This window comes from Pseudomonas moorei (genome assembly GCF_042846945.1).
GTDB classification, from domain to species: domain Bacteria; phylum Pseudomonadota; class Gammaproteobacteria; order Pseudomonadales; family Pseudomonadaceae; genus Aquipseudomonas; species Aquipseudomonas moorei.
In genome coordinates, this window is the sequence record NZ_AP035776.1 from 3,237,895 (window position 1) to 3,264,505 (window position 26,611).

The 26,611-nt window shown below is 55.2% G+C and carries 21 protein-coding genes; 8 read left to right on the top strand and 13 right to left on the bottom strand.

Annotated elements, in window-relative coordinates; genetic code table 11:
* The first annotated feature begins 6 nt into the window (after positions 1–6).
* Entirely contained in the window at positions 7–942 is a 936-nt protein-coding gene (locus tag ACGJAX_RS15110) for an SIS domain-containing protein (protein ID WP_282482100.1), read from the top strand.
* A 182-nt stretch (positions 943–1,124) separates the two neighbouring features.
* A complete protein-coding gene (locus tag ACGJAX_RS15115; protein ID WP_390959747.1) occupies positions 1,125–2,147 on the top strand; it encodes a hypothetical protein in 1,023 nt (340 codons plus the stop codon).
* A 146-nt stretch (positions 2,148–2,293) separates the two neighbouring features.
* Here ACGJAX_RS15115 and ACGJAX_RS15120 read toward each other — a convergent pair whose 3' ends face one another.
* The 9 genes from ACGJAX_RS15120 to acnA form a co-directional block, all read right to left on the bottom strand.
* Positions 2,294–2,953 carry a 6-hydroxymethylpterin diphosphokinase MptE-like protein gene (locus ACGJAX_RS15120; protein ID WP_390959748.1) on the bottom strand — a complete coding sequence of 220 codons (660 nt, stop codon included), beginning with the start codon at positions 2,951–2,953 and terminating at the stop codon, positions 2,294–2,296.
* Complete coding sequence (locus ACGJAX_RS15125) at positions 2,940–3,905, bottom strand: hypothetical protein (protein WP_390959750.1); 966 nt, start codon at positions 3,903–3,905, stop codon at positions 2,940–2,942. Before ACGJAX_RS15125 ends, ACGJAX_RS15120 begins: the two co-directional genes overlap by 14 nt.
* Positions 3,889–6,027 carry a glycosyltransferase gene (locus ACGJAX_RS15130; protein WP_390959752.1) on the bottom strand — a complete coding sequence of 713 codons (2,139 nt, stop codon included), beginning with the start codon at positions 6,025–6,027 and terminating at the stop codon, positions 3,889–3,891. The genes ACGJAX_RS15125 and ACGJAX_RS15130 overlap by 17 nt, the downstream gene beginning before the upstream one ends.
* Positions 6,028–6,083: 56 nt before the next feature.
* Positions 6,084–7,160 (bottom strand): polysaccharide biosynthesis/export family protein, encoded by a 1,077-nt coding sequence (locus tag ACGJAX_RS15135; RefSeq protein WP_390959881.1) that lies wholly within the window; start codon positions 7,158–7,160, stop codon positions 6,084–6,086.
* 40 nt (positions 7,161–7,200) lie between these two features.
* Positions 7,201–8,307 (bottom strand): ABC transporter permease, encoded by a 1,107-nt coding sequence (locus ACGJAX_RS15140; RefSeq protein WP_390959755.1) that lies wholly within the window; start codon positions 8,305–8,307, stop codon positions 7,201–7,203.
* A 48-nt stretch (positions 8,308–8,355) separates the two neighbouring features.
* Complete coding sequence (locus tag ACGJAX_RS15145) at positions 8,356–9,009, bottom strand: ATP-binding cassette domain-containing protein (RefSeq protein WP_390959757.1); 654 nt, start codon at positions 9,007–9,009, stop codon at positions 8,356–8,358.
* 13 nt (positions 9,010–9,022) lie between these two features.
* Complete coding sequence (locus ACGJAX_RS15150; RefSeq protein WP_390959759.1) at positions 9,023–9,817, bottom strand: ABC transporter permease; 795 nt, start codon at positions 9,815–9,817, stop codon at positions 9,023–9,025.
* A gap of 239 nt (positions 9,818–10,056) precedes the next feature.
* On the bottom strand, positions 10,057–10,848 hold the full coding sequence (locus tag ACGJAX_RS15155) for a type II CAAX prenyl endopeptidase Rce1 family protein (protein ID WP_390959761.1): 792 nt from the start codon (positions 10,846–10,848) through the stop codon (positions 10,057–10,059).
* Positions 10,849–11,335: 487 nt separating this feature from the next.
* Positions 11,336–14,077, bottom strand: coding sequence for an aconitate hydratase AcnA (gene acnA, locus ACGJAX_RS15160; RefSeq protein ID WP_390959763.1), 2,742 nt, complete (start codon positions 14,075–14,077; stop codon positions 11,336–11,338).
* Between the two features lie 222 nt (positions 14,078–14,299).
* On the opposite strand from acnA, the gene rlmM reads away from it, so the two are divergent.
* Positions 14,300–15,373 carry a 23S rRNA (cytidine(2498)-2'-O)-methyltransferase RlmM gene (gene rlmM, locus ACGJAX_RS15165; RefSeq protein WP_390959765.1) on the top strand — a complete coding sequence of 358 codons (1,074 nt, stop codon included), beginning with the start codon at positions 14,300–14,302 and terminating at the stop codon, positions 15,371–15,373.
* A gap of 173 nt (positions 15,374–15,546) precedes the next feature.
* Positions 15,547–15,798, top strand: coding sequence for a sulfurtransferase TusA (gene tusA, locus ACGJAX_RS15170; RefSeq protein ID WP_247254129.1), 252 nt, complete (start codon positions 15,547–15,549; stop codon positions 15,796–15,798).
* Between the two features lie 105 nt (positions 15,799–15,903).
* Here tusA and ACGJAX_RS15175 read toward each other — a convergent pair whose 3' ends face one another.
* A complete protein-coding gene (locus ACGJAX_RS15175; RefSeq protein WP_247254130.1) occupies positions 15,904–17,307 on the bottom strand; it encodes an MATE family efflux transporter in 1,404 nt (467 codons plus the stop codon).
* 217 nt (positions 17,308–17,524) lie between these two features.
* Between ACGJAX_RS15175 and pdxB the strand changes: the two genes are divergently transcribed.
* Positions 17,525–18,667 (top strand): 4-phosphoerythronate dehydrogenase PdxB, encoded by a 1,143-nt coding sequence (pdxB, locus tag ACGJAX_RS15180; RefSeq protein WP_390959767.1) that lies wholly within the window; start codon positions 17,525–17,527, stop codon positions 18,665–18,667.
* A gap of 154 nt (positions 18,668–18,821) precedes the next feature.
* Here the strand turns inward: pdxB and ACGJAX_RS15185 are convergent, their stop codons facing one another.
* Positions 18,822–19,001 (bottom strand): PA1571 family protein, encoded by a 180-nt coding sequence (locus ACGJAX_RS15185; RefSeq protein ID WP_090318513.1) that lies wholly within the window; start codon positions 18,999–19,001, stop codon positions 18,822–18,824.
* Positions 19,002–19,252: 251 nt separating this feature from the next.
* Here ACGJAX_RS15185 and ACGJAX_RS15190 point away from each other — a divergent pair, with 251 nt between their 5' ends.
* Complete coding sequence (locus ACGJAX_RS15190; RefSeq protein ID WP_390959769.1) at positions 19,253–21,034, top strand: ABC transporter transmembrane domain-containing protein; 1,782 nt, start codon at positions 19,253–19,255, stop codon at positions 21,032–21,034.
* A 77-nt stretch (positions 21,035–21,111) separates the two neighbouring features.
* Here ACGJAX_RS15190 and ACGJAX_RS15195 read toward each other — a convergent pair whose 3' ends face one another.
* Positions 21,112–23,040, bottom strand: coding sequence for a transglycosylase SLT domain-containing protein (locus tag ACGJAX_RS15195; protein ID WP_390959771.1), 1,929 nt, complete (start codon positions 23,038–23,040; stop codon positions 21,112–21,114).
* A gap of 213 nt (positions 23,041–23,253) precedes the next feature.
* Here ACGJAX_RS15195 and ACGJAX_RS15200 point away from each other — a divergent pair, with 213 nt between their 5' ends.
* Complete coding sequence (locus tag ACGJAX_RS15200; protein ID WP_090318524.1) at positions 23,254–25,173, top strand: ATP-binding cassette domain-containing protein; 1,920 nt, start codon at positions 23,254–23,256, stop codon at positions 25,171–25,173.
* 183 nt (positions 25,174–25,356) lie between these two features.
* On the opposite strand, the gene ACGJAX_RS15205 is transcribed toward ACGJAX_RS15200, so the two are convergent.
* Positions 25,357–25,797 carry a universal stress protein gene (locus ACGJAX_RS15205; protein WP_090327238.1) on the bottom strand — a complete coding sequence of 147 codons (441 nt, stop codon included), beginning with the start codon at positions 25,795–25,797 and terminating at the stop codon, positions 25,357–25,359.
* A gap of 104 nt (positions 25,798–25,901) precedes the next feature.
* On the opposite strand from ACGJAX_RS15205, the gene ACGJAX_RS15210 reads away from it, so the two are divergent.
* Positions 25,902–26,339 (top strand): hypothetical protein, encoded by a 438-nt coding sequence (locus ACGJAX_RS15210; protein WP_247254133.1) that lies wholly within the window; start codon positions 25,902–25,904, stop codon positions 26,337–26,339.
* The last annotated feature ends 272 nt before the right edge of the window (positions 26,340–26,611 follow it).

Below are 26,611 nucleotides of genomic sequence, written 5' to 3' on the forward strand. Positions count from 1 at the left end.
GCCCTCATGAATCACCTTCCAATAGCCAAAGAAGCACTCTGCGCCCAGGCGCAAGCCATCGGTCAACTCGCAGAGCGCCTGGATGGCGAGTTTCAACGTGCCGTTGAACTGATTCTGGGTTGCAAGGGGCGTGCAGCAGTATGCGGCATGGGCAAATCCGGTTTGATCGGCCAGAAAATGGTCGCCACCTTCGCCTCTACCGGCACTCCAAGTCTGTTCCTGCACCCGGCCGAAGCCTTCCACGGCGACCTCGGCATGCTCAAGCCAATTGATGTACTGATCCTGATTTCCTACAGCGGTGAAACAGAAGAAGTCATCAAGCTGATCCCGAGCCTGAAGTCCTTCGGCAACAAGATCATCGCCATGACCGGCAACGGCCAATCCACCCTGGCCAAACACGCCGACATCTGGCTCGACATCTCCGTCGAGCGCGAGGTGTGCCCCAACAACCTGGCACCCACCACCTCGACCCTGGCCACCATGGCCATGGGCGACGCCCTCGCTGTCGCCCTGATCAGCGCCCTCGACTTCAAACCGATGGACTTCGCCCGCTACCACCCCGGCGGCAGCCTCGGCCGCAAACTGCTCACCCGCGTCAGCGACGTGATGCACACCAACCTCCCCAAGGTCACCCGAGAAACCTCATTCCACGACTGTCTGCTGGTCATGACCTCCAGCCGTCTGGGACTGGCACTGGTAATGGACAACGACAAACTGGTCGGCATCGTCACCGACGGCGACCTGCGCCGCGCACTGCTGGGCAATCCGGGTGTGGTCAACGAGCGCGTCGCCAGCTTCATGACCGCCAGCCCGCACACCGTGAAAGCGAATGCGCAGTTAAGTGAGGCAGAGGCTTATATGCTGGATCACAAGATTCGTGCGTTGTTGGTGACGGCAGAGGGGAGTGATGAGGTGGTGGGGGTTGTGGAGATTTTTGATTGAGGTATCCATGGGAATTTAGTGCTTGAAGACTACTTAAGATGTTTTAGATAGCTAGATGTAAGTGTTGCATAAGTAATGCTATGTTTGCGCAACATTAATGCGGCCACAATAAAATATTCTGAAATGTCGCCATCATTGCGCCAAGGAGAGGCGGTAATAAAAATACATTTTCTGGGGGTCTAATGAAGATTCTATTAATCGGTAGGGCGATAAAAGATCGTAGTTTAATTACAAATTATTCAGATATGCAATCGTATTACATTTCAAGGGCTCTAAATAGTATTGGGGTGGAAACTGACTATTTTAGTACTCCGTTCACTAATGTAGATGAATATTATACAAAGCTGATTAGTGCGTTCCAAGAAGTACAAGCTGATCATATTGTTGCTCTCGGGGTGAGATTTTTTAGCCGCCTGCCTAAAGAGCTCGGTGCAAAAATATCTCTGGCCATAGATGGTCTTCTCTGCCAGATCCATGATGGTTCGTTGTTCGATGATTTTCCCTGTGACTTGAACTTCACCATCCGTGAGGATGAATGGCGCTATATAGGCAATGAAAATAATAGACTGACACGTCATCACAAAAGAAATTGGCATATCGGCTGGGCTGCAGATTCTGCTGTTTTTTATCCTCAACAATCTAGTGAAACGTTGCGCGTATTTGTTGATCACCCAACATTTGTTGCGAACTCACTTGATGCTACATTAAATGTACTTATGTCTCTTAAGGAGTTACGGGACAATTATTTTGTAAAGAAAGGCGAGTATTTAGGGTTTAAAAAACTAGAAGTTAAAGCTCTTCATGATGATGGCGTGGTATCTGTTGATTTAGATAATATATGCATTCGTCCGTATTTTAGAACACCAATACCGATGGATCTGTTGGCTTCAGAGTTTCGCCAGGCTCACCTGTTTTTTGTGACTCATGCTGAATCTGTAGGGATGTGCGCAATTGAAAGTGCAATGGCGGGGGCTTTTGTCTACGCTCCACTGAATGCAATTAATCCAGATCGTCTAAAAACCATTCGACATGCTGAGTTTAAGAATGCGGTTGATTGGAATGGACTGACACTTAGGGATGTAAATTCTGAGAGTAACTCACTGTACGCGCGATCAAATAACTGGCAGAGTGTGGCTTGCAAGTTGGTAATGGGTTTAATAGAGAAGACTCCAAGCCTTATCGATAAAAAACATTTCTCAAAGTGAGTTGGTTTTTATAAGAAGGTGGATTTTACTGATTGTTTGTTGTGGTGTCCCGCTTTGTTCTTATAATCGAAAGCCTAGTTTTTCTTTTCGAAAGCGGGACATCTGTTTCAGCGGTATGGATGGTTTAGGTTAGGTTTTGACCTGGATCAGAAAAGCTCTCTGAAGGGTTTATATTCAATGTGCGGGCGTAGAAAGGAGCGTTCGCTACAATTGAGTAGTTTTTTTCCTTTTGAAAGAAAAAGTTCGCTAGCATTCGAAATATTCCAAATCTGTACGCTGGTGAAGCTATCCTCGAGCTGAGGGGAGTTCTCTTTGTAAAAGCGAGGCGATTCAGCGGTATAACGTAAATCACACCCGAGTAAATAAACTTCGGCGGCTCCCAAATAATACGCTAGCTGAATGGCGAGCATTGTTGTTGTGCAGCCAAAGAAAAAGCCGGCAGCTAGATTTTCCGAAAAGCCATCTCGTTTAAGAGCTTTTAGATAGTACGTTCTGTCTTGTAGCGAGGGCTCGTCATATTCCTTTAGTTCTTCTCTAAGTACTCGTACCGTATTCGGTGAGAGTAAGTTTGTTGCAAATCTCTTTTTTTCAGGGTGGGTGATAAACCTAGTATCTGAGACTACATAGTAGTCGCTCGAGAAGTTATGCTCTTCTTCCAGTAGGGTGGAGGCATTCATTCCGATAACTAGTTCACCTTTTAGTAATGAAAGGTTTTCTTCTTTTATGGATGGGCCGTTGGCAAGAATAAAGGCTCTTCGCCCATATTCTTTGTTTTTCAATGAGCGAATGGATTTAGAGAGTCTCATAGGCTTTATCAAATATGCTCGACATTTTAATAGGAGTAAGATGCTTTTTGAAGTAGTTGTAGCTGACTAGTTGCTGCTCGGCAGTTTTTTCCCAGTCATTTGCAAAATCTTCTAGTGTCGAAGCGATGCTCTCGCCGTCGGCGTAAACAAATGGTGGCTTCTCGCCGTTTGAAAATGTAGAAAAGACAGTCTTTGAAAAATAATCAGCTTTATTGATTGTCACATTTCCAGCCGCAAGTCCTTCGATTGATACTTGATGGAATCCACCTGTAGCGATCTCATCAATTGAAACGTGGCAAGACCTCCGAACAGCCATAAGTGCTTTCGGTGAGACTGGTTTGTCTGGAATTATAGCTTCTATCTTACCTAGTTTTACGAGCGATTGAAGTGCAGTATCCAGTTGCTCTACATATTTATTATTCCAGCGTCCAGGTCGTAAGTGAGTGGGGCTAAAAATAACTTTAAGTTTTTCACCTTTGCGACGAGGTCTAACGCTAGGGGTGTCATGAATGATGTTTGGGACAAATACGTGGTCTTGGTGGATTCTTGGTTGGAATTGTCCAACAACCAATTTCAGGCTAAATGGCAGGCCTAAGGATGAGTCTCTAGGTAAATACAACGGCCCCTCTCGAAGGGGGGAGTGGACTTGATAAACATATTTGGCTGTTTGATTGGCGTGTAATAATCTTGTAGTCCATTCTTGGGGTAAATCATTATGTATATGAATAATATCTGCTTTGGAAATGGCCTCGTCAATAATTCCTTTGGTGAACTCATCTTCGATTAAGAAATCTTCAATAAATTTTCCCGCGAGCGGCCCGTTGATCGGGTAGTCCTTAATCGCGATTGCAACGGTTTCGTGGCCTGACATTCTCTGTGCGAGAGCCACTTTGGCGGGCGCAGCGACCAAGGGGGTTTGTGAAATATGTACTATTTTATATTTCTTGCACATCAAAAAGAATTCCGTCAGTTAAGCATGAGCCAATTAGGGTTTCTGGAGATGCGCCGTTTTCGACAGCCTCACAGAGAGAGCGATAACGCATGTAAATCGATTCGAGAAGGGCAATTGCAATGACTGACTCGGAAAAGCCTCTATAAATATCAGTCATGGTTTTTGAGTCTGTTGGGGAGAAGGGTTTTATTTTTATTATTCCTTGATATCTGTTTGTGTTAAGCAGGTCGAATTCTTCTTTGGTAAATCCGCAGTTTGAATTCATGAATAGGGAGAGAAGCATGTCTGGTTTTTTTGGAAAACCTTCCTGAATTATCCGTCGTACTGCTGTAGGGATGTGTTTTACTGATTCAAGTTTTATATATCTTCTTGTCGTCACAAGAGTGTCGAAAGTTTGGCTGTCGATGGTACTTATTAGAGCATCGATCGAATGATTGTCTATCAGTATTTCATTGGACTTGATAAGGACAATTCGATGGTTTGTACCAATCGCTCGCAGTGCTTGACATAGACTTACAGGGGCATTAACTAGAACGACAGTGTCTAATCCTGAAAAGGTCGTTTTGTTTTTTACGTCAATTCTATTGATTATCGAAAGAGCGGTCTCGTCACTGCTGATATCGAAAGTGCCAATGTTAAGCTTCGCTTTATTCAGGTAATTGAAATCATCAATGTTGTCAAATTCCTCCAGGATGCTGCTAACAAACTGATTATCTTCACTGATTGAATAAAAAAACGCGGTCGAACATCCTGCGGGCATGGAAGGCAATGGCGAAAATGTAATTCGACCTTCTTTTTGTATCTCCGCAAATAGAGCCGGTGCCGGTGCGTTTGTGTTCAGAGTTTCAGGCTCTGATTGCTCAATTTTGCTCGCATACCTGGCTTCGATATCGTTGGGTAAGCCTTGAGGGAAAAGCTCTGTTTGAAGTTTTTGGTACTTCAGTTGTTTTCTTTCATGGATTTTACGACGTACATACTTGGCTTCTTTTGAGTCTCTGAAAAAAGCGACAGGATTCAGTATGAGCTTGCGTGTTTTTGCTGAGAAAGAGGATTTTTTTTTCGGTTTCATGAAAAATGTCTGCTCTCTGATGAGATTTCTTAGATAGAGCTCAGTTTTTTCATCTGGACGATTGACTAACACTGTGTTCAGATTTACTGAGCTTAATACCTGGCTAATGCCGCGGTCAAAATTTTTATTAATAACTTTGGTTGCTAATGTAGCTATTGGTTGTTGTGAAAGAGTGTTTGTTTTTATTGAATGCAAAAAGTCATCTAAAATGCCCGAGCTAATTTTGATTAGACGACTGTCGTTGATGTATTCTGAGATGCCTAAATGCTTCCAGGTAATTACTTGGCAGCCATGAGCTAATGCCTCAATGGCTACCATTGAAGAGGTTTCGAATATGCTTGGGACAATGACTATGTTTGCGAGATTATAAATCTCATGTTTGCTGAGAATGGTCCCATCTATTACTCTTACATTATTTTTTTTTGAAAATTTCCAGTTAGTATTTGGCGGGCAGGCAACGGCAAATTTGAGGTTTGGTAGATTTTCAATTAGGTATTCTAAGTAGTGCAGTCCCTTCAAAAACTGAAGTCGCCCTACAAACAGTAAATCGTATTCGGGTTTTTTTATATTTCGGTTTTGAAATTCGGGGGACGGGTTTGGGTAGAATAATGGTGTGTTTGGGAATTTGAACAAACTCAAACTTGTAAAATATGCTGCCCAAGACGGTGCGGATAAGTGTTTAGCCCTGAAAAGCTCGATTTGCTCACTTGCGACATCATTTTCGGAGTACGGTAGCCCCTGTATTGCGGCGCCCAAGCTTTTAGAACAATGTAGTCTAATATGCAAAGGAAGCGAGTCCGGGAGATTTGCAGTGGATGCCAAAGATTCGGGTGCTTCAATGCAAAGAATTTCTTCTTTGATATTATTTATGTCAGCAGCAACGCGGTTTCTAAAGTTTGAAATGCCTTCATTTTTATTAAGCTTTATTATTTTTGTGCTAATGCCTAGCCGCTGCAAACGCGCGGCGGCCAGAGAAGTATAACTAGAAACTCCGCTATCAGCCCGGTCGAAAGGATCTAAAAAAATATAAATTCCTTTTATATTGTAGATCATTTTTCGGGCTCTGCGTTAAAGCGGTTTATAGGTTAAGGTAGCTTGGTTTGAGATTGTCAGTTTTGAAGCGCGTCAATCGTTCTACCCAGTACAAGTGTTTGCACGATAGGTGCAATAATTTTTTGCCATTCGTACACCGCTGCGTTGGTAACGTAAATAGTGTCATCCGGCTTAAGAATTACTTGCTTCGCATAGAAGACTGCCGCTGGATCGCGCATGTCTATTCGCATAACAATTGGTTTTGGTGCGGAGGCCAAGTTGCTGTCGCCCATTCGGAATACAAATACCCCTTTTGGGTTTGCATTTGTTTCCTTCAACCCGCCTACGGAACCTAGAGCATCTAACAGACTTGAATTTTGAGATGGCAGATCATGTAGGCCTGGTTGGGTAACAGCGCCCATGGCAACGAAGCGTTGTCTGGAGCGGTCAAGTACCACTTCTGAGTTCGGCTGCAAGACGATGTTTTTACCTGCCAGAACTTCTTCATAGTTGAGGGTGACGGCTTGATTGCCATTGCGGACCGTGACATTAACCAAATATGGCTCCATGACAGGACCACCGGCTTGGTTGATGGCATCTAATAGTGTCAGCGGACCCTGTAGAGTCGAAAAACGCCCAGGGTTTTTTACTGCACCGGCCACCAAAATGGATCCCGAGAGGTCGCCAACTAGATCGACATGTGCTTGAACATCTGAAGTTACACCGCGCAAGCGCTGGCGGATCATTTCCTCTACTTGAACTAGAGTCATCCCTGCTACAAATTGATGGCCCACATATGGCAACGAAATCATACCCTGTGAGTCAATGCGTACCTTCAATTGAGTGCCGCCAGTTGACAGTGGTGCGAATAGCCCGGTCCCTTCTGGTGCGTTATCTGTGATCAGGACATTGATCACGTCTCCACCCATCAAACGGACAACGGGAGGTATCGGGCGAGTGATGGTGGTCGCAGTTGGCTTCGGTGATGCCCGCATAAATTGCGCGATGGTGTTCGCGTTAATGTCGACTAAATCATATGCTGTGTTTCTGCTTTCAATGTCACCCTTGTATGGGCCGGCGCCAGACATGGTGCCAGCGCAACCGGAAAGGCCCACAGATAGGAGGAATAAGCCTACAAAAGTTTTAGATCGCATATAGGAGTTCGAGGTAGTAAACATTAGGCCAGAGATAGAATTAATCACGATGGTCCTCGATTGATGCAATTAGAAAGCGGGCGATTCCGTAAAGCAGAAGCAAGGCGATGAACATGGTGGTCAAGTTGTAAAGTCGCTCCGGATACAGAGCGATTTGCGGATTGTTGGGACTCACTACTGTCACTAGCGTTCGTATTTTCTTGCTGGCTTCTATACGGGCATTGTCTAGTGCGGCGACGGCCGTTTTGTATGTTTCTTGAGCGATGCCTGCATCCAGAGTTAACTGCTGGAACCGGGAGGCCACCACGTTTAGCTGTGCACCGTCAGGAGCCGAGACCAGCATTCGTTTTTCTGCGCCAAGTTGTTCGCGGATTGCATTTACCCGCTGTTGCTGTTGTTTAACTTGGGGGGCGTCTGGTTGTAGCTTGTAGAGCATCTCGGTAAGTACAGCGCGCTCTTTGGAATATTCTGCTTCGAGCGCGTCGATAATACTTGCACGACCTTGGGCAGAGCTTTTTCCATCTAGCACCTTATTTTTATCTTGGAAATTCAGCAGTTCTTCTTTGCGTTGGGTGTAATTCTTTTTTGCTCCTTCGAGTTCGCTGTGGGCAAATCGCATTTGCTCACGTGCAATACCGTGAGAGACTTCGTTCACGAAGTGCTCGCTAGCTTCTAGAATGGTATTAACCATTTGCTCGGCTAGTTCTGGGCTGAATGCTTGCACTTCAACTTTCAGGAGGCCGGTAGTTTCGTCATAGTGGGCAGAGACCATACGCTGGTAGTACTTGAGCATTTCTTCGCGAGGAGTGTCAGTGGCCAACCAGAAGAGTGGATCACTGCTTTGCTTGCTGTACTGTTCAACCCATTGTAGACGATCTTCCAGCAACTGCATCATGTCCATAGACACAATGTACTCGCGTAGGTAGAGAGTTTCCTCTCGGGACGCAGGGTTTGTACCTGTTAGTAGCATTGCTAGGCCAGGCAATTGTGCGCCTGGATTGCTACCTTCTTGGCGTACCACTACTTGTGCAGAACTGACAAAACGGTCCACGGCAAAAAAACCATAGTAGACAATTGCCAATAACATTGGCGCTACGATTAACCCCAATGTCAGGCGCCAGCCTTTGAATTTACCCGTACTGCTCATATGCACTTGCATCCTTGAAATAAAACAATCTCGCCCCGGTCCGGGCGATCAGGTGTTGTAGGCCTTGATGCCTTCATCGACATCGTCGTAGATCTGCACCCCGCCATCGCGTACCAGCAGCACGACGTCACAGTGCTTTTTGATTTCCGGCATGTTGTGGGAAACCAGGACAACCTTGGATTTCTGCAGGCGCTCCTCGAACACGTCAGCGCATTTGCGCTTGAAATGTGCGTCACCCACCGACATCACTTCGTCGATCAAGTAGTAATCGAAGTCGAAGGCCATGCTCAGGCCGAAGGCCAGGCGCGAGCGCATGCCGGAGGAGTAGGTCTTGACCGGTTCGTCGATCCAGCTGCCGATTTCGGCGAAGTCTTCGACGTAGGCGACCTTCTGGCGCATGGCCTCACCCACCGCGCCGTAGACGCGGCTGACGAACTTGATGTTCTCGCGGCCGGTCATGGTGCTCTGAAAGCCGCCGGACAGGCCCACGGGCCAGGAGATGCTTTTGTCGGTGGCAACGGTGCCGGAGTCCGGCACATCGGCACCGCCCAGAAGACGAACCAGGGTCGATTTGCCAGAGCCGTTGCGGCCAATCAGGCCGATGTTCTTGCCGGAGGGGATCTTGAACGACAGATCGCGAAACACGTGGCGACGACCTTTAGGGGTCAGGTAAGACTTGGTGATATTTCTGAGCTCAAACACGGGAAGCCTGCGGTTAGCCGTTCTTGGTGGAGATCAAATGCAGTCGACGAACCCTATACGTACCCAGGGAGACGAACAGCAAGACGAGGGTGAACGCGATCACATAGAGCACCGAGATGCCATCGACTGGAACGTAGTGCGGGAAGATTTCGGCGCGAATGAGTTCCATAAGGTGCAGGAATGGATTTAGCAGAAGCAGCGGCAGCATGGCGTGCGGCAGGTAGCTCGCGGGGATGAGTACGCCCGACATGAAATACAACGGGAAAAACATCATCCGGATAAACAGCGCGCTACTGGGCATGGCGTGCGCAATCAGGGACAACAGCATGCCCAGACCGAATGAAAATACAACGCCTAGCAAAACAGTCAGCATCCACTCAATGGGCGATTTGATTGCCATGTCGAAACCAAACCAAGCGAAGCCGAACACAAGAATGGCGTAGACAGTCGCTGAAATGCTGAACTCAACCAGCACTCGGGCAATGTAAGTGTCGAGGGGCTTGATCTGTTTGTAGGAAAACAGCGCGCGGTTTTCCTTAGGACTGTTCATTAGGCGCAAGGCTGTGTTGCGAAATAGCAGGAACGGAGCCAGACCCACCAATACAAAGACCGGGAAGTCGATACCGGCAACGGTGCGGCCACGAAGTAGCCCAAACAGCACACTGAGAATCAGCAGGTGGCAAATCGGCTCGATCAGCGTCCAGCTGGCACCCATGCGCCGATCACCAAAACGCGAACGCGCTTCACGCAGCACCAGGGCAAAAATGACGGATTTTTTGATTTGCAGGGGGGAACGAGGCTTGAGCATTTTTTACCGCACAGCACAACAGCGCGATAAACGCGCTGCTTGAATTCATTTTCAGAGCACTAATCAGTCGGTGTATGACAGATTGCTTCCATTCGTGGGGCGCGAGGTTAAACGTTGCGGCGGACAGGAGTCAAGCCGCTTAGTTCCCTATCGATAATCGGGTGATTTCGCCAAAACTCAGGGTGAATTGAGGGGGGATTCGGCCTGTCCGGCACCCTGTAGGTCTGGCTATAAGTGGCTCAGCCCGCCAGCATCGGGTAGGTAAACAGACCGAAATGCAGCAAGTTCAAGCCGAAGTGAGTAGCAATGGCTGCGGCTAATCCGCCGTATCGATAAGCCAGCCCATAACCAATGCCCGCCAGGCTCGCCAATACGACCCATTCCCAGCCAGCACCGGAATGGGCCAGCCCGAACAGGAGTGAGGCGATCAGCAGGGCAAGGTGTTCACCGTAGGGCCGATGCTTGAAACATCGGCTCAGACCGCCTTGTATGTAGCCGCGAAACAAAGCCTCTTCTACGACGGTGACGAGCAAGAGGTTGTTGTTTATCCACAGCCAGGCCTGATCCGGCCATTTGGGTGACCATTCGATGATCCCCAGCAGCCAGGCGGCTCCTAGCGTTACAGATGCTGTGACGCACAAGGCAGCAGCGCATGCTTTCAGTGTTGGAAGCAATGGCCGGCGGACGACGATCCACGGGCACACCAGTAACAGCCAGAAGCCAATCAGCGGTTTGTCCAGGTTGAGGTTCATCGAAAACGGGACAGCGTTTTCGGTAAAGCGCGCCTGGTCGATCATCTTGGCGTTGTAGAACCCGGGCCACCCATGCACGGCCAATGCGAATGCCAACAGGACGAACAGGGCGTGGCCGAGATAACGCACCTGGCGGTAGTCGGCTTGCCGGGCGGCAAAACCGGCGAGGATCAGCAGGATGATTGCCAGGCCCGCCAGGACTGTCAGTTGTCCGTAGGTGAGTGCCAGGACATAGCCGGCGCAAAGCAGTGTCAGGTACGGCCAGGGCAGTACGAGCATGGGCAGGATCCTGGATGTGAATGAAGCTTGCCTTTAAGTGGGGCATTTAGGCAGATATGACCACCTGTCGGCAATTGTGGTGCTCGGTTTCAGTGCGTAGAACGGATCCTGTGACTATGTTTAAACGTGCCTGACATTAACGTGAAGGGCGCTCTGCCAGATTTTCCTGAACCAGGGGATGCGCATGATGACTTGGCCTGTCGTTGCTTTGACGTTGTTGATACTGGCGCCGCTGATGGTTGTTTCAACTTCACTCAGCGGTTGGGTCGAGCATTTCAGGATTGAAGGGGATAGCGAGTACTAGTTTCGGTTGTTTGAGGATTCAGCAAACACAGGTACCGCAGTACCAGCAGGAGCCGGGTTGCTGGCGATGATCTCAAGTACGTCGCGTTTAATCAGGATACACGCGTTATCGTTGAAGACCTTCGCCGGCAAGCCGGCTCCTACAGGGGCCTCGTTCGCTCAAAGGCGTTTTTTGCTTTCTGCCTCAGGAAGCAATCAACTGCCGCAATACGTAATGCAAGATCCCTCCCGATTTGAAGTACTCCACTTCATTCAGCGTGTCGATCCGGCACAACACTTCGATTTTCTCGCTGCTGCCGTCTTCTCGGGTGATGACCAGGTTCAGGTTCATCCGTGGTGTCAGTTCGACGCCGGTCAGGCCCTGGATGTCCAGGGTTTCCTTGCCGCTCAGGTTCAGGGTTTTGCGATTCTGGTCGAGTTTGAACTGCAGCGGCAGCACGCCCATCCCCACCAGGTTGGAGCGGTGGATGCGCTCGAAGCTTTCGGCGATGACCGCTTTCACTCCCAGCAGATTGGTACCCTTGGCCGCCCAGTCCCGGCTCGACCCGGTGCCGTATTCTTGCCCGGCGATCACCACCAGCGGCGTCCCCGAGGCTTGGTAGCGCATGGCCGCGTCGTAGATCGCCAGTTTCTCGCCGGTCGGTATATAGAGGGTGTTGCCACCTTCTTCGCCGCCGAGCATTTCGTTGCGAATGCGGATGTTGGCGAAGGTGCCGCGCATCATCACTTCATGGTTGCCGCGCCGCGAACCGTAGGAGTTGAAGTCCCGCGGTTCCACGCCTTTCTCGCGCAGATAACGGCCCGCCGGGCTGTCGGCCTTGATGTTGCCGGCCGGTGAAATGTGGTCGGTGGTCACCGAGTCACCCAGCAGCGCGAGGACGCGGGCGCCGGTAATGTCCTTGACCATGGGTGGCGGCCCGCCGATGTCATCGAAGAACGGTGGATGCTGGATGTAGGTCGAATCCGCCTGCCAGACGTAAGTGGCGGCTTGCGGCACTTCGATGGCTTGCCACTGCTCGTCGCCGGCAAACACTTCGGCGTACTCCTTGTGGAACATCGCGGTGTTGACCTGTTCCACGGCTTCGGCGATTTCCTTGCTGCTCGGCCAGATGTCACGCAGGTACACCAGATTGCCATTCTGGTCTTTACCCAGCGGCTCGGTGCTGAGGTCGATGCGCACCGTGCCCGCCAACGCATAGGCGACCACCAGCGGCGGGGAGGCCAGCCAGTTGGTTTTCACCAGTGGATGCACCCGGCCCTCGAAGTTGCGGTTGCCCGAGAGCACCGAGGCCACGGTCAGGTCGGCCTGCTGGATGGCTTTTTCGATCGGTTCCGACAGCGGCCCGGAGTTGCCGATGCAGGTGGTGCAGCCATAACCGACCAGGGCGAAACCCAGTTGATCGAGGTACTTCGTGAGCCCGGCCGCCTTGTAGTAGTCGGTGACCACTTTCGAGCCGGGGGCCAGCGAGCTTTTCACCCAGGGTTTGCGTTGCAGGCCTTTTTCCACGGCTTTTTTCGCCACCAGTCCGGCGGCCATCATCACACTCGGGTTCGAGGTGTTGGTGCAGGAGGTGATCGCGGCGATCACCACCGCGCCGTTTTTCAGTCGATGGGTCTGACCCTCATATTCGTAGTCCGCTTCGCCGGCCATGTCCGCATTGCCCACGGCCACGCCGCCACCGCCCTCGCTTTCCAGGCGGCCTTCTTCCTTGCTGGTGGGTTTGAGCTGCACGCCGAGGAAATCGCTGAACGCTTGCGCGACGTTCGGCAGCGAGACGCGGTCTTGCGGGCGTTTCGGCCCGGCGAGGCTGGCTTCGACGCTGCCCATGTCCAGCGCCAGGTTATCGGTAAACACCGGCTCTTTGCCCGGCAGGCGCCAGAGACCCTGGGCCTTGCTGTAGGCCTCGACCAGTTTCACCGTCGAGAGGGGGCGGCCGGACAGGCGCAGATACTCCAGCGTGACGTCATCCACCGGGAAGAAGCCGCAGGTGGCACCGTATTCCGGGGCCATGTTGGCGATGGTCGCGCGATCGGCCAACGGCAAGTCGTCCAGCCCGTCACCGTAGAATTCGACGAACTTGCCGACCACGCCTTTCTTGCGCAGCATCTGGGTGACCGTCAGCACCAGGTCGGTGGCGGTGATGCCTTCCTTGAGTTTGCCGCTGAGCTTGAAGCCGATGACTTCGGGGATCAGCATCGACACCGGTTGGCCGAGCATCGCCGCTTCCGCTTCGATCCCGCCAACGCCCCAGCCGAGCACGCCGAGACCGTTGATCATGGTGGTGTGGGAATCGGTGCCCACCAGTGTGTCGGGGAAGGCGTAGGTGCGCCCGTCCTCGTCCTTGGTCCAGACCGTGCGACCGAGGTATTCGAGGTTCACCTGGTGGCAGATCCCGGTGCCGGGCGGCACCACGCTGAAGTTGTCGAAGGCGCTCTGACCCCAGCGCAGGAAGGCATAACGTTCGCCGTTGCGCTGCATTTCAATGTCGACGTTCTGTTCGAAGGCGCTGCTGCTGGCGAATTTGTCGACCATCACTGAGTGGTCGATCACCAGGTCCACCGGCGACAGCGGGTTGATTCGTTGCGGGTCACCGCCGGCCTTGGCCATCGCCGCGCGCATGGCCGCCAGATCGACCACGGCGGGCACGCCGGTGAAGTCTTGCATCAGTACCCGCGCCGGGCGGTACTGGATTTCGCGGTCGGAGCGGCGCTCCTTGAGCCAGGCGGCAATCGCCTTGAGGTCAGCGCCGGTGACGGTTTTTTCGTCTTCCCAGCGCAGCAGGTTTTCCAGCAACACTTTCAACGACATCGGCAGCTTATCCAGATCGCCCAGGCTCCTGGCGGCATCCGGCAGGCTGAAATAGTGGTAGGTCTTGTCGTCGACTTGCAGGGTTTTAAGGGTGTTCAAACTGTTGAGGGAGGGCATCGCAATCACTCCTTTGAGTCCGCATGGCTACGGACGGAGGGGACGGGCAGAGCATTAAACCTAGCCCTGTTTTGAGTAGCTGGCTAATAACTGGACTCTATGGACAGACCCCAGGTTCCGATCTCAGTTATCATGCGCCGGTTTTCGTGACAGGCTTTGCTTCAACGCAGGTCTGGGCATCGCGCAGTGGTTGAATGTCTCGCCATCTGCCCAGGAGTAAGAATGAACACCCTCTTTATGCATTGCCGGCCGGGCTTCGAAGGCGAAGTCTGTTCCGAGATTTCCGACCTTGCCGCGCGGCTGAATGTAGCCGGTTATGCCAAGGCCAAGACCGCCAGTGCCTGTGCCGAATTTGTCTGCACCGAAGAAGACGGCGCCGAACGGTTGATGCGCGGTCAGCGTTTCGATCAATTGATCTTCCCGCGCCAATGGGCTCGGGGGATCTTCATCGATTTGCCGGAAACCGATCGCATCAGTGTAATCCTCGCCCATATGGCCGACTTTCCGCTGTGCGGCAGCCTGTGGCTGGAGATGGTCGACACCAACGACGGCAAGGAACTGTCGAACTTCTGCAAGAAATTCGAAGTCCACCTGCGCAAGGCGCTGATGGCGGCCGGCAAACTGGTGGAAGACGCCCACAAGCCGCGTTTGTTGCTGACCTTCAAAAGCGGTCGTGAAGTGTTCATGGGCGTGGCAGAGGCGAACAACTCGGCGATGTGGCCGATGGGCATTCCACGTTTGAAATTCCCCCGCGAGGCGCCAAGCCGTTCGACGCTGAAGCTGGAAGAGGCGTGGCACCATTTCATCCCGCGCGACCAGTGGGACGAACGCCTGCACGGCGACATGACCGGCGTCGATCTGGGCGCCGCGCCCGGTGGCTGGACCTGGCAACTGGTCAATCGCGGCATGCTGGTGACCGCCATCGATAACGGCCCGATGGCCGAAAGCCTGATGGACACTGGACTGGTGCAACATCTGATGGCCGACGGTTTCACTTTCAAGCCCAAGCAACCGGTGGACTGGATGGTGTGCGACATCGTCGAGAAACCGGCGCGCAACGCCGCGATGCTCGAAGAATGGATTGGCGAGGGGCATTGCCGCGAAGCGGTGGTCAACCTCAAGTTGCCGATGAAACAGCGTTACGCCGAAGTGAAACGTCTGCTGGAACGGATTGCCGATGGCTTCAAGGCGCGGGGCATCAAGGTCGAAATTGGCTGCAAACAGCTGTATCACGACCGTGAAGAAGTGACCTGCCATTTGCGGCGGCTGGATGTGAAGAAACCCAAGGCCCGCTGAATCACTCGGGCCAAATGTGGGAGCGAGCCTGCTCGCGATAGCGGTGGCCAGCATCAATGTTCGATCTGATGCCCTCATCGCGAGCAGGCTCGCTCCCACAGGTCTGGTGTACGACACAGATGACGTTAAGCCCGGCAATGCGCGACAATGCCGGCACGTTTCAGGAGCAAATCATGAGTGAAATGATCAATACGCCGGTTGACGGCACCCTGGATGCCACCGGCCTCAATTGCCCGGAGCCGGTCATGATGCTGCACCAGCACATCCGTGACCTGGCGCCTGGCGGTCTGCTGAAGGTGATCGCCACCGATCCGTCGACCCGGCGCGACATCCCCAAGTTCTGCGTGTTTCTCGATCATGAACTGGTCGGTCAGCAGGAAGAGGCGGGCACCTACCTCTACTGGATCCGCAAGAAGTCCGTTTGACGCTCAAAGCCTTGTAGGAGCTGGCTTGCCAGCGAAGGCGCTGTATCAGTCGCCATCAATGTTGAATGATGCATCGCAATCGCGAGCAGGCTCGCTCCCACAGAGTCAATTCAGGCTGTTGCGAATCCGCTTGCGCGCACTGCGTGTCAGGCGGATTGACAGCATCAGCGCCGCGCAGCTCAGGCCCACGATCAAACCCTGCCACAGCCCGCTCGGGCCACTCGGTGCGCCGAACCAATCGGTCAGGCCCAAGGCGTAACCCACCGGCAAGCCAATGCCCCAGTAAGCGAACAGCGTCAGGATCATCGTCACCCGTGTGTCCTGATAGCCGCGCAACGCGCCGGCTGCCGTCACCTGGATCGCATCGGAAAACTGGAACAGTGCCGAGTAGACAATCAGCATTGCCGCCACTTTGATCACCGTCGGGTCAGCGGTGTAGATCGTCGCGATGTGCTCGCGCAGTAACAGCATCATGCTCGCCGACAAACAGGCGTAGGCCAGGGCTGTGCCCATGCCGACCCCGGCAGCGAAGCGTGCTTCGCGCGGCTCCTGGCGGCCCAGCGCCTGGCCGACCCGCACGGTCACTGCCATGCCGAGGGAGTAGGGGATCATGAACACCAGCGAGCTGAAGTTCAGGGCAATCTGATGCCCGGCGACCACGGTGGCGCCGAGGCTGCCGATCAGCAGGGCGATGACGGCAAAGATGCTCGACTCGGCGAATACCGCGATGCCGATGGGCAGGCCGATGCCCAGCAAGCGCTTGATCACCGACCATTGTGGCCAGTCGAAGCGGCTGAACAATTCACTCGATTGGTACGCCGGCGCCCAGCGCTCCCAGCCGGCCATGCCCAGCGCCATGACCCACATCACGATCGCCGTGGCCCAGCCGCAGCCGACGCCGCCCATGGCCGGGACACCGAGGTGGCCATAAATGAAGATGTAGTTCAGCGGAATATTCAGCGCCAGCCCGCACAGGCCCAGCACCATCGCCGGCCGGGTACGGCCCAGGCCATCACTGAAGCAGCGCAGCACATGGTAGAAGGCAACAGCGGGTAGGCCACTGGCGATGCCGTGCAGATACTGCATGCACGGGCCGATCAGTTCGGGGTCGACCTTCATGACGCGCAAAATCGGTTCGGCACTGAACAGTATGCCGGTCGCCATTAGCCCGACCACCAATGCCAGCCACAGCGCCTGACGCACGATCGGACCGATTTCGCTGTGGGTGCCGGCGCCAAAACGTTGAGCGACTTTCGGTGTGGTGGCCAGCAAGGTGCCGGTCATCAGCAGGAACACCGGCACCCAGATCGAATTACCCAATGCCACGGCAGCCAGATCACGTGGCCCAACCCGGCCGGCCATCACCGCATCGACGAACCCCATGGCCGTGGTCGCCAGTTGCGCGATCATGATCGGCAGCGCCAGGGCGAGCAGGTTTTTCAGCTCGAGGCGAACCCGGGCCGGGCGATTGAGGGGCTTGGCGGTGGAGCGGTCAGTCACAGAGTTCAAGGGCAAAACGTCCAGAAGGTATTGATGCGCAGACGCGCATTCTACGCATTGACGCAACGGTCAGGAAAAGACCCGTGTTGGGGATTTGTAATCGACCTCTTGAATGAATCCGCAACGCCGCAGGAATCTGCAGTCCTTCCTATCCAGCATGCGCAATGCACACTGGCCCACCACCCGTATCTACGCCTACACTGCCGATCCGCCTAAGGAGCCTGCCATGCTGATTGTTGCCGACGAAAATATCCCCCTGCTTGATGCCTTCTTTGCAAGTTTCGGTGAAATCCGCCGGGTGCCAGGGCGTTCCATCGACCGTGCCACCGTCGAACAGGCCGATGTACTGTTGGTGCGCTCGGTGACCAACGTCAACCGCGCGTTGCTTGAAGGCAGCAAGGTGCGTTTTGTCGGCACCTGCACCATTGGCACCGATCATCTGGATCTCAATTACTTTCAACAGGCCGGGATCACCTGGTCCAGTGCGCCGGGCTGCAATGCCCGTGGCGTGGTCGACTACGTGCTCGGCAGTCTCCTGACCCTGGCTGAAATCGAAGGCGCCGACCTGACTCAGCGTACTTACGGGGTGGTGGGGGCCGGTGAAGTGGGTGGGCGCCTGATCAAGGTCCTGCAAGGGCTGGGCTGGAAGGTACTGGTCTGCGACCCGCCGCGCCAGGCCGCCGAAGGGGGGGACTACGTCAGCCTGGAGCAGATCATCGAACAGTGCGATGTCATTAGCCTGCACACGCCGCTGACCAAGCAGGGCGCTCATTCGACCTGGCATTTGTTCGATCAAAAGCACCTGAACCAACTCAAGCCCGGCACCTGGCTGATCAATGCCAGCCGTGGCCCGGTGGTGGATAACAGCGCCCTGCGCCAGGTGCTGTTGCAGCGTGAAGACCTGCAAGCGGTGCTCGATGTCTGGGAGGGAGAGCCGGAGGTGGATGTGGCACTCGCCGAACTCTGTGTGCTGGCCACGCCGCACATTGCCGGCTACAGCCTGGATGGCAAACAACGCGGAACAGCGCAGATCTACCAGGCGTATTGCGATTTTCTCGGACAATCGGCCGAGGTCAGCCTGAACGATTTGCTGCCGGCGCCATGGTTGTCCGCAGCGACCTTGAGCGCTGAAAGCGATCCGGCCTGGGCACTGGCGATGTTGTGCCGCGGGGTGTACGACCCGCGCCGTGATGACGCGGATTTCCGCCGCAGCCTTGTAGGCAGCGTGAGCGAGCAGCGGGCGGCGTTCGATGCTTTGCGCAAAAACTATCCTTCGCGCCGTGAGATCGACGGATTGAAGGTGCGCATTGAAGGAGATTCGCCGGCATTGCGGCAGATCGTGGCGGCGTTGGGCGCGTCGGCTGTCTGATAACCACGTTGGCCCTATCGCGGGCAGGCCACGCTCCCACAGGTCATGCGGAAACATTGGCATCGCATTGAATCCGTGGGGGGCGCAGCACCCTCAAAAAAACAGCATAAAAAACCCGGCCAACAGGGGCCGGGTCAAGAAGACGGTGGCTATATCACTTTTGTTCGGCAGGCTTGACCAATCGCTGTTCCAGTTCACGGCACGCGGTCTGGATCATGTCTTCAGTGATCGGTACTTCGCGGCCATCTGCATCGATTATGGAGCAACCCAGAGACTGGTCGGGCTGTGTGCGGATCACTTGAATCTTGTCATCTCTGCTGTCTTGCAAGGACATGGCCTGTCTCCTCATCAGGTTGTGTGCCTACTTTAGAACCGCCAAGTGACCAGGCTGTGACAACTCCCTGCGATCTCTGCATGGCGGCAGCACCAGTCCACCAGAAATAGCGCGATGTTGCCACCCGGACTTTAGACCAATAGTGTCTAGCATCTAGCAGGGGCGGTCATAATTAACCTGACTCATTATGATTTACCGAGTTCCGCCCCGTTCAGCGGTCTAGGCCGACCTTAATCACTGCTCCGTTGTGGATGATGCCAATGCTCTCTGTTCGTCACCGCCGTGCGATACGTCTGGCCAGCCATTTCATCGCGCCTTATCGCTGGCAGGCGTTCGGCGCCTTGCTGGCGCTGATCGTCACGGCAGGCATCACTTTATCCATGGGGCAGGGTATCCGCCTGCTGGTGGATCAGGGCTTCATGACCCAGTCCCCGCACTTGCTCAACCAATCGATCGGTCTATTCATGCTGTTGGTGGTCGGCCTGGCGGTGGGTACCTTTGCGCGTTTTTACCTGGTGTCGTGGATTGGCGAGCGCTGTGTCGCCGACATCCGTCGTCAGGTGTTCAATCATCTGATCTACCTGCATCCCGGGTTCTACGAAAACAACCGCAGCTCTGAAATCCAGTCACGGTTGACCGCCGATACCACCTTGCTGCAATCGGTAATCGGCTCTTCCTTGTCACTGTTTTTGCGCAATCTGTTGATGGTGATCGGCGGGATCGTCCTGTTGTTTGTGACCAATCCCAAGCTCACCAGCATCGTTGTGGTCGCACTGCCACTGGTGGTTGCGCCGATCCTGATTTTCGGTCGCCGGGTGCGCAACCTGTCGCGCCTGAGCCAGGACCGGATTGCCGATATCGGCAGTTATGTCTCCGAAACCCTGGGCCAGATTAAAACCGTGCAGGCCTACAACCACCAGGCCCAGGACGAGCGGCGTTTTGCGCTGACCGTGGAAGAAGCGTTCAACACCGCGCGCAAGCGTATTTTCCAGCGGGCCTGGTTGATCACCTTGGTGATCGTGCTGGTGCTGGGTGCAGTCGGCGTCATGCTGTGGGTCGGCGGCATGGACGTGATAGCCGGTCGTATTTCTGCCGGTGAGCTGGCGGCGTTTGTCTTTTATAGCCTGATCGTCGGCAGTGCATTCGGCACCCTGAGCGAAGTGATTGGCGAATTGCAGCGCGCGGCCGGCGCAGCCGAGCGGATTGCCGAGTTGCTGCGTTCGGAAAACATCATCCAGCCACCGAGCACGGGGCTCGCGACCTTGCCCGAGCGGGTAAGGGGTGATCTGGAACTGCAAGACGTACGTTTTTCCTACCCGTCACGTCCGGAAAGCTATGCCGTTGATGGCTTGAGTCTGACCGTCAAGGCCGGCGAAACCCTGGCCCTGGTCGGGCCGTCCGGGGCCGGGAAGTCGACGGTGTATGACCTGCTGCTGCGCTTTTACGATCCTGCTGAAGGGCGCCTTCTGCTCGATGGCGTGCCGCTGACCTGTCTCGATCCTCTGGACCTGCGCCGCTGCTTTGCCCTCGTTTCGCAAACCCCGGCGCTGTTTTTCGGCAGCATCGAGGAGAACATCCGCTATGGCAAGCCAACGGCGACGCTGATGGAGGTTCAGGAGGCGGCGAAAATTGCCTATGCCCATGACTTTATCGAAGCCATGCCCAACGGTTATCAGACTCACTTGGGTGACGGCGGCCTGGGCTTGTCCGGTGGTCAGCGCCAGCGCCTGGCCATTGCCCGGGCGCTACTGGTGGATGCTCCAATCCTGTTGCTGGATGAAGCCACCAGCGCGCTAGATGCCCAAAGCGAACACCTGATCCAGCAAGCCCTGCCGAGCCTGATGAAAAACCGCACGACCCTGGTGATCGCCCACCGCTTGGCCACGGTGAAAAATGCCGACCGGATCGCTGTGATGGATCAGGGAAAACTGGTGGCGGTAGGGACGCATCAGGAGCTGATTGCCACTAATGCGCTGTATGCAAGATTGGCGGCGTTGCAGTTCAGTGATGGCAAGGTACTGGCCGACCTGTAGGCGCTGGCTTGCCAGTGATGGCATTCGCAAGGGTGATGCACCACCTTGCGGACCGATCGCCGGCAAGCCGGCTCAGGTTACTGATCGTCGAAATACCGCTCATGCCAATCCACCAGCGGTTGCGGTGAATTGAGTTTCTGGCCGTAGATTACCGAGTAAGACAGCACGTTCTGTACGTACTGACGGGTTTCGTCGAACGGGATGCTTTCCACCCACACGTCGAAGCTCAGGTGATCGGCGCCGCGCAGCCACTGGCGAACCCGACCGGGTCCGGCGTTGTAGGCAGCGGAGGCGAGGACGCGGTTGCCGTTGAACTGACTGTGGACCTGGCTCAGGTATGCGGCACCGAGCTGGATGTTCTTGTCCGGCTCCAACAACTGCTGCGGCGAGGCATAGGGAATGCTGAACTTGCGCGCGGTTTCCTTGGCGGTCACGGGCATCAGTTGCATCAAGCCTGACGCGCCGACGCCGGAGCGGGCGTCGTCCATGAAGGCGCTTTCCTGGCGGGTGATGGCGAATACCCAGCTCGAGTGCAGGCCACGGTTTCTGGCTTCACGGACCAGGGTTTCTCGGTGAGCCATCGGGAAGCGGATGTCCAGGTCGTCCCAATACTGCGCCTGACTGATCGTACGAATCGCCGGGAAATACCATTTCAGGTCGTAGGCCAGTTTTGCCTGGGCAACCATTTCCTCTCGACTGAAGTGGCGGCTGACGTAGTACCACTCGCGGCGACCGTCGACGATCTGTCCGCGGGCGTGAAACTCCAGGGCGCGGCGAATACCGGGAGTGTTGCGCACTTTATTGATTGTCGCCTGGCTCAGCACCAAGGGTTTGTTAACCAGCGAATAGGGTGACTGCGAACGATCGGCGGCGAGGAAACCATAGAAATCGCGTTCGCGAGCGAGGTTTTTATAGAGCGTCTGCGCCTCAGGGTTTTGCGGCTGCGCCAGTTCGAGGCTGCGGGCTTGCCAATAGCGCCAGCGGTTGGTGGTGGCCAGGTCTTGCGGCAGGCGGCGAGTCAGTTCATAGGCGTCTTCCCAACGAGCCAGGCGCAACAACAGGCGCAAGCGCCATTCGGACACCGTGTTGTCACGCAGTTCCGGGTCGTACTTGGTCATGACGTCCAGCGCGCGGCTGTCGAAGCGGCGCGCGAGCGTCAGGCCGATTTCCCGGGCGATCGCCACTTTTTCGTCCCGGGAAAAGTGCATGCTGCTGGCGTAGCCGTCGAGCAGATCCATGGCCTTGTCCGGGTCCTCCCGCGCCAGGCGCCGCAGACCGAGGCTGACGATATCGGACATCGGCTCATCGGCCGGGATGAAGCGCGACGGCTGATTGAGCAGCTCGGGTTTTTGCGCCACATCGATCAGCAGGCGACCGCGAGGGGCGAGGGTAGTCAGGCTGTTGACCAGGCTGTTGGCCAGCGGGTAGTTGCGCGCCTGGGCGGCAAGCTTGGCGCGCTCCCAGCGTTTTTGCTCGGTCAATTGGCCTTCGGCGGCCCACATGCCGAACAGTGCATCGCAGGTGGCCGGTTGGGATTTGCCGGTCAGCCAGAGTTTGTTGGTGTTGGCGTAACCTTCGGACTTGAGGTTGTGGCTGATCTGATACTGCGCATTCAGGCAGTCCAGTTCGGTGAAGTTCATCTTGGGGTCGTAATATTTGACGAACGTCTCCCAATCGCCTCGATCAGCCATCCAGCGCAGCCAGCGCAATTTCATCCAGTTGGCTTGTGGCAGGTCGCCATGTTCGGCAAGGAATTTTTCAATTTCGGCATTGCTCGCGGTTTTCAGACGCGCGGTCAGTTCGTCGTACGCGAGGTAGGGCTCCAGCGGGTAATCGCTCAGGGCCTGGCTGTAGCGGAAATAAGGGCCGCTATCGCCTTTGGCCAGGGCGCGCTTGGCTTCATCGTAATACTGGCGTTGGGTAGACAGGTCCACCGCCTGGGCGGAGTTAACGGCAGCGGCAGAGAGTAAAAGACATGAAAAAAGCTTGAAAATGCGACTGCGCATGAGACGTCCGAACAGAGAAAACATGACAAGTGCTGACGAAGCCAACACTTTATTAACTGTAGCTTAGCCTTTTGCCAGCAGGGGACGAAAGCTTTGCCGGTCTGTCTGAATAAGTTCGCAACATTTGCTGTGCAGAGTGCTTCGACAGTGAAATTGCCGGCCTTCTGAAGCCTCAAGTCAGGTAGAATGCGCGCCCGGTTTTTGGAGAAGCTCATGACCCTGCTCAAATTCAGCGATGTGTCCCTTGCTTTCGGCGCTATGCCGTTGTTGGACAAGGTGTCCTGGCAGATCGCCCGTGGAGAGCGGGTGTGCATCATCGGCCGCAACGGCACTGGCAAGTCCAGCATGATGAAGCTCGTCAAGGGCGACCAGAAGCCCGATGACGGCTCCGTTTGGCGCACACCCGGGCTCAAGATCGGCGAATTGCCGCAAGAATTGCCGGTAGCCGACGAGCGGACCGTGTTCGACGTGGTCGCCGAAGGCCTGGACGGCGTCGGCGCACTGCTCGCCGAATATCACCACCTGAGCCAGAACATCGTCACCGATGCTGACCTGGACAAGCTGATGCACGTCCAGCACGATCTCGAAGCCCGCGATGGCTGGCGTCTGCAGACCCTGGTCGACAGCACCCTGAGCCGTCTGCAATTGCCCGCCGACAAGACCCTCGCCGAGTTGTCCGGCGGCTGGCGTCGTCGCGTGCTGCTGGCCCAGGCGCTGGTTTCCGAACCCGACCTGCTGCTGCTCGACGAACCGACCAACCACCTGGACATCGGTGCGATTGCCTGGCTCGAAGAAGCGCTGAAGGATTTCCAGGGCGCCGTGCTGTTCATCACGCACGACCGTTCTTTCCTGCAAAACCTCGCGACCCGCATCCTCGAACTGGATCGGGGTGGCTTGATCGACTGGAACGGCGACTACGCCAGCTTCCTGGTGCATAAAGAAGCCGAACTCGCTGCCGAAGCGACCGCCAACGCGCTGTTCGACAAAAAACTGGCCCAGGAAGAAGTCTGGATCCGTCAGGGCATCAAGGCTCGCCGCACTCGTAACGAAGGCCGCGTACGTGCCCTCAAGGCTTTGCGCGTTGAGCGCAGCGAACGTCGCGAGCGTACCGGCAAGGCCAATATTCAGCTCGATACCGCCGACAAGTCCGGCAAGCAGGTGATGGTCCTCGAAAACGTGAGTTTCGCTCACCCGGGTGGCCCGTTCCTGATCAAGGATTTCTCCATGGTCCTGCAGCGCGGCGACCGTATCGGCCTGCTCGGCGCCAACGGTACCGGCAAGACCACGTTGCTGAAGCTGATGCTCAGCGGTCTGCAGCCCACCAGCGGCAAGGTGGAAGAGGGCACGCGCATTGACGTGGCGTACTTCGACCAGTTGCGTCACCAGCTGGATCTGGAAAAAACCGTGATCGATAACGTCGCCGAAGGCCGCGACTTCATCGATATCGACGGCCAGAGCCGTCACGTCCTGAGCTACCTCGGCGACTTCCTGTTCAGCCCGCAGCGTGCCCGCACGCCGGTCAAGGCACTGTCCGGTGGTGAGCGTGCCCGACTGTTGCTGGCCAAGCTGTTCAGCAAGCCGGCGAACCTGCTGGTGCTCGACGAACCAACCAACGATCTCGACGTTGAAACCCTCGAGCTGCTGGAAGAGGTATTGCTGACCTTCAACGGCACCGTGCTGATGGTCAGCCACGACCGGGCGTTCCTCGATAACGTGGTCACCAGCACCCTGGTCTTTGAAGGTGAGGGCAAGGTTCGCGAATACGTCGGTGGTTATCAGGACTGGCTGCGCCAGGGCGGCTCGCCGCGCCTGTTGGGCGTGACCGAGAGCAAGTCCGGCAAGGCCGACCTGAACTCCGCGGTGGTCAAGGCCGAGCCTGCGCCGGTTGCGGCAGCCGTTGAAGCGCCTGTGGCGAAGAAGAAGCTCAGCTACAAATTGCAGCGTGAGCTGGAGGCGCTGCCTGGGCAGATTGAAGCGATGGAGCAGCAGATCGCTAGTGTTGAGGCGCAAATGGCCGATGCTGGTTTCTATTTGCGCCCGGCTGCCGAGACCGCTGCGGTGATCGCTCAACTGGCGCAATTGCAGGCTGAACTCGACGTGATGGTCGAGCGTTGGGCCGAGCTGGACGCCTGATTGATCCTGTCATGAAAAAGCCCGGCTTCATTCGCATTAACGCCGGGCTTTTCATATGGACTACGGTCAATTCCCCGTAGGAGCGAGCTTGCTCGCGATGAATCCGAGAGTTTCGCGGGGCGTCAGGCGTTGCGAGATATCATTGACGACCATCGCGAGGGAGCTCGCTCCTACAGGGGGCTATCAGCTTTTTGTTTGCAGGCGCACCGCCAGCACATCGCAAGGTGCTCCGTGCAGTACGTCGTTGGCGGTGGAGCCCAGCAGCAGTGCCAAGCCATGTCGCCCGTGACTGCCGACCACGATCATGTCGCACCCTTGCTCTTTGGCCAGGTGGTGAATTTCCTGGCGTGGCTGGCCGTAGGTCAGGTGGCTGTACTCCCTGGACAGCTCCGGATATTTCAAGATCAACCGGTCAAGGCGCTCTTTGGCCTGGTCGAACTGCTGTTGTTGCAGTTGTGACAGGTCCATCGGCACGTCACCGCCAAAGGCCATCGCCATCGGCTCGACAATGTGCACCAGGGACAATTTCGCACCATTGCTTACCGCCAGTTCGCGAGCGCGGTGGATTACAGGGTCGCACTCTTCGGTTAGGTCTACAGCGACCAGAATGTGGTTGTAGGGCATGAAGTGCTCCTCCTGAGGGTTGCGATATTGGTAAGTATGGCTGGTTTCAAGCGTATTGGTTTCAAAGTGACTGAATACGCTCATCAAGAATCGGGAGTACAGATATGACGGTCTGGATAGTGGTGTCAATCCTGCTGGTGGTTCTCAGTCCGCTGGCCTGGTTGCGACCGTCGCGACACCAGAGTGGGCGTATGGCCCTGCGCATGGAGGCGCGGCGCATCGGCCTGGCCATGCAGTTGGCGCCGCAGGAGTGGCCGCACTGGCTCGGCCAGGAGCCGCCAAATCCCTGTGCGCAGTACCACCGACCACGACGGGGCAATCAACCGGCGTGCTGGAGTTTCTGGCAAAAATCACCGGGCGTGTGGGTGAATCAGTGGCAGGAGGTCTGCGAAGATCGATCGCTGCTCAATCATTTCGAAAAATTGCCGGACAATGTCTACAAGGTCGAGGCCGACAAACAAATGATTGCTCTTTATTGGGGCGAGAAGGGCGAAGCCGAGGTCTTGCAGCACATCGACGCTACCCTCAAAGCCCTCGCCTGAACCGCAACCCCCTGTAGGAGCGAGCCTGCTCGCGATGAACCCGAGAGCGCCACGGGGGTGGCAGGTCCATCCCCGGCAGCCCAGCTCCCCCAGACTTTTTTGCAGGCAATAAAAAGCCCGACAACATCATCGGGCGGGGTTGGCCAGGCAGGCCGGTAATTCGCTGTGGGCTGATCTTACGCTGGGCATTCGCCAAAAGCGTGCACATTTTTCCCTGAGATTCCGCCAGCGTAGCTCGTTAAACACGGGCTGCCGGGAATTAGGGCGACTTT

What these genes read in the sequence shown, in the direction of transcription:
- ACGJAX_RS15110 (WP_282482100.1), top strand. Translation starts at nt 7, where the DNA reads ATGAATCACCTTCCAATAGCCAAAGAAGCACTCTGCGCCCAGGCGCAA.
- ACGJAX_RS15115 (WP_390959747.1), top strand. Translation starts at nt 1,125, where the DNA reads ATGAAGATTCTATTAATCGGTAGGGCGATAAAAGATCGTAGTTTAATT.
- ACGJAX_RS15120 (WP_390959748.1), bottom strand. Translation starts at nt 2,953, where the DNA reads ATGAGACTCTCTAAATCCATTCGCTCATTGAAAAACAAAGAATATGGG.
- ACGJAX_RS15125 (WP_390959750.1), bottom strand. Translation starts at nt 3,905, where the DNA reads ATGTGCAAGAAATATAAAATAGTACATATTTCACAAACCCCCTTGGTC.
- ACGJAX_RS15130 (WP_390959752.1), bottom strand. Translation starts at nt 6,027, where the DNA reads ATGATCTACAATATAAAAGGAATTTATATTTTTTTAGATCCTTTCGAC.
- ACGJAX_RS15135 (WP_390959881.1), bottom strand. Translation starts at nt 7,160, where the DNA reads ATGCGATCTAAAACTTTTGTAGGCTTATTCCTCCTATCTGTGGGCCTT.
- ACGJAX_RS15140 (WP_390959755.1), bottom strand. Translation starts at nt 8,307, where the DNA reads ATGAGCAGTACGGGTAAATTCAAAGGCTGGCGCCTGACATTGGGGTTA.
- ACGJAX_RS15150 (WP_390959759.1), bottom strand. Translation starts at nt 9,817, where the DNA reads ATGCTCAAGCCTCGTTCCCCCCTGCAAATCAAAAAATCCGTCATTTTT.
- ACGJAX_RS15155 (WP_390959761.1), bottom strand. Translation starts at nt 10,848, where the DNA reads ATGCTCGTACTGCCCTGGCCGTACCTGACACTGCTTTGCGCCGGCTAT.
- acnA (WP_390959763.1), bottom strand. Translation starts at nt 14,077, where the DNA reads ATGCCCTCCCTCAACAGTTTGAACACCCTTAAAACCCTGCAAGTCGAC.
- rlmM (WP_390959765.1), top strand. Translation starts at nt 14,300, where the DNA reads ATGAACACCCTCTTTATGCATTGCCGGCCGGGCTTCGAAGGCGAAGTC.
- tusA (WP_247254129.1), top strand. Translation starts at nt 15,547, where the DNA reads ATGAGTGAAATGATCAATACGCCGGTTGACGGCACCCTGGATGCCACC.
- pdxB (WP_390959767.1), top strand. Translation starts at nt 17,525, where the DNA reads ATGCTGATTGTTGCCGACGAAAATATCCCCCTGCTTGATGCCTTCTTT.
- ACGJAX_RS15185 (WP_090318513.1), bottom strand. Translation starts at nt 19,001, where the DNA reads ATGTCCTTGCAAGACAGCAGAGATGACAAGATTCAAGTGATCCGCACA.
- ACGJAX_RS15190 (WP_390959769.1), top strand. Translation starts at nt 19,253, where the DNA reads ATGATGCCAATGCTCTCTGTTCGTCACCGCCGTGCGATACGTCTGGCC.
- ACGJAX_RS15195 (WP_390959771.1), bottom strand. Translation starts at nt 23,040, where the DNA reads ATGCGCAGTCGCATTTTCAAGCTTTTTTCATGTCTTTTACTCTCTGCC.
- ACGJAX_RS15200 (WP_090318524.1), top strand. Translation starts at nt 23,254, where the DNA reads ATGACCCTGCTCAAATTCAGCGATGTGTCCCTTGCTTTCGGCGCTATG.
- ACGJAX_RS15205 (WP_090327238.1), bottom strand. Translation starts at nt 25,797, where the DNA reads ATGCCCTACAACCACATTCTGGTCGCTGTAGACCTAACCGAAGAGTGC.
- ACGJAX_RS15210 (WP_247254133.1), top strand. Translation starts at nt 25,902, where the DNA reads ATGACGGTCTGGATAGTGGTGTCAATCCTGCTGGTGGTTCTCAGTCCG.